The following is a 1954-nucleotide window of genomic DNA, read 5'->3' on the forward strand; positions in this document are numbered from 1 at the left end:
TGGTGCCTGCTGAGGGGTTCCGGCGGCTCTGCTCGCGGAGTCCACACGTCTGCGGCGCCTCAGCGCGGGGCGGGGGATGCGCCTCGCCACCTCCTCCAGGTGTTCTATGATGATAGACAAAAACAGCGTAAAGGCGCCGGCGGCGGCTGACCACAGGGTGTCGCGGAAGGCCGGTACCTGTGTGTACCATAAGGGAGAGAGTAGGTTGTGGAGGCTGAGGGTGCCGGCCTCTACCCAGGCGGTCCACATGAAGATGGCGCCGGCGTAGATGAAGGTGAGGAGGGCGGCGTCTCTCAGCACGGAGGCGGGGCTGAGCTCCCGCCTCACGTACCCCGCCACCACAGCTGTGAGCAGAGCCGCTATAAAGGCAATCATTCACTCCCCCTCTTCACGAGTCTTAATATACGACCTATCAGCGAAAACGACAGCTGTAGCGGGGCGCGGGACGCGGGGACTGCGATTGAGGCGACGCCCTCCGCTATTGCCTGGAGGACGGGGTCCAGCATGTTGAGCGCCTCTAGAGTCTCCGCGTATTCCTTGAGCACGGCGACGAGTTGCTTCTCGTCTCCCCTCGCCTCCTCTATCCTCCGCCAGAGGGTCGCCAGGTGGGTGTGGACCACCTCGGCCCACAGCGTGTGGTAGACGGCGAGGGCGTACTCGACGAAGGCCTCCTCCGAGGCGACGGTCTTAGCCGCGGCGAGTGTCCTCGTGAAGAGCGTGGCGGGGAGGGCCAGTGTGGAGCGGAGCATCTCGTAGTACCTCTGCCTCACCCTGTCCCCCGCCACAGGCGCCTCCGTCAGCTCGCGGAGAAGCGAGGCGAAGAGCTGGGGGTTGTACTGACGCACAAACGCCTCCAGACTGAGGTACCCCGGCGGGGCTCCGCCGCCTGCACCGCCTCCCGATGTCCCCACAGCTGTGGGGCCGGGCGGAGGTGCGCCTCCCCCACCGCCCCCGCCCGCAGGCTCGCCCGCCTGCGCCTTCCTCCTCCTCGCGCTCATGTCCTGCCGTATTTAGTAACGGCTTTCCAGTCGTAGACGCGTGGGTCTGGGAAGCTCCACACGACTGCGGCGATGCAGTTGCTGTATATCCACCTCACGGCGGCGTGGCCCGTTTCGTGGATGCACGTCTTGTTCCAGCCGCAGAAAGACATCACCCTCCTCAGCCACCTGTGTTTAATTTTTATGTAGTGCGAGGCGAAGAAGAGCCACAGCTCCACCGATTTCGTGAGCCTATCAGGCCAAATCCACGCGGCGGCGACGTAGTTGCCGTAGTCGTAGGCGTGGCGCAGGACCTCCAGCGCCTCCGCGTCTAGTTGCCGGGGGAGGTACCCCGCGGCGTATGGGTACGCCACGTAGGCGCCGCCCCAGTCCCACAGCACGTTGGCGAGGCGCCTCGGCGGCAGGCCGCCGGCGGCGTAGGCGAGGAGGTAGAGGAGCGAGGCGCCCACGTCGACCATCACCTCGGCGCGGGGAGTATGTGGCCGAAGGCCTGCTGGAGGGCGGGGAGCAGTTGAGGCAGTACGAGTAGCGCCACGAAGCCGAGGACTATGAGGAGTATCAGCGGGGTGAGCCTCGCCGCCTGGCTCCTCTCCAAGAACCTCAGCACCGTCTGCATCGCTCTGTAGTTCCGCGACAGCCTCTCCGCCAGCTGAATCGCGTTTATGATGAGCTGGGCGTCGAGTTGCGCTTTGCTGAACATGAGAGACAGGAACTTCGACCTGTCCACCTGCACCGCGAAGACTATGTCCCTCGCCACGGGCTTCACGTCGTAGACGAGGGCGGTTTTTTCGCTGAGCCTCCGCCACAGCTCGTCGATGCACTGCTTCATGCTCATGTCTCTGCAGATTGCCGAGTAGGCGGCGAATACCTGCTCCTCCTGCGGCGACATGTCGCGGCCCACCACGACGTGCGGCGCCGTGTAGACCCCCACCCCCTGCCTCAGCATAATGCCGCGC

General features: G+C 65.0%; 4 protein-coding genes. All 4 read right to left on the reverse strand.

The window, feature by feature from the left end; translation table 11 throughout:
• A partial coding sequence (locus ACP5J3_RS13845; protein ID WP_428496219.1) for a hypothetical protein occupies window positions 1–375 on the reverse strand: 375 nt, incomplete at its 3' end.
• Window positions 372–998, reverse strand: coding sequence for a hypothetical protein (locus ACP5J3_RS13850; protein WP_428496220.1), 627 nt, complete (start codon window positions 996–998; stop codon window positions 372–374). The genes ACP5J3_RS13850 and ACP5J3_RS13845, both read right to left, overlap by 4 nt.
• A complete protein-coding gene (locus tag ACP5J3_RS13855) occupies window positions 995–1459 on the reverse strand; it encodes a hypothetical protein (protein WP_428496221.1) in 465 nt (154 codons plus the stop codon). Before ACP5J3_RS13855 ends, ACP5J3_RS13850 begins: the two co-directional genes overlap by 4 nt.
• On the reverse strand, window positions 1456–1954 hold a 499-nt coding region (locus tag ACP5J3_RS13860), incomplete at its 5' end, for a hypothetical protein (RefSeq protein WP_428496222.1). The genes ACP5J3_RS13860 and ACP5J3_RS13855, both read right to left, overlap by 4 nt.

The sequence above is a fragment of the Pyrobaculum sp. genome, from assembly GCF_049971835.1.
Taxonomy (GTDB): Archaea; Thermoproteota; Thermoprotei; order Thermoproteales; family Thermoproteaceae; genus Pyrobaculum.

Coding starts and splice junctions, on each gene's coding strand:
- ACP5J3_RS13850 (WP_428496220.1), bottom strand. CDS start 998: ATGAGCGCGAGGAGGAGGAAGGCGCAGGCGGGCGAGCCTGCGGGCGGG.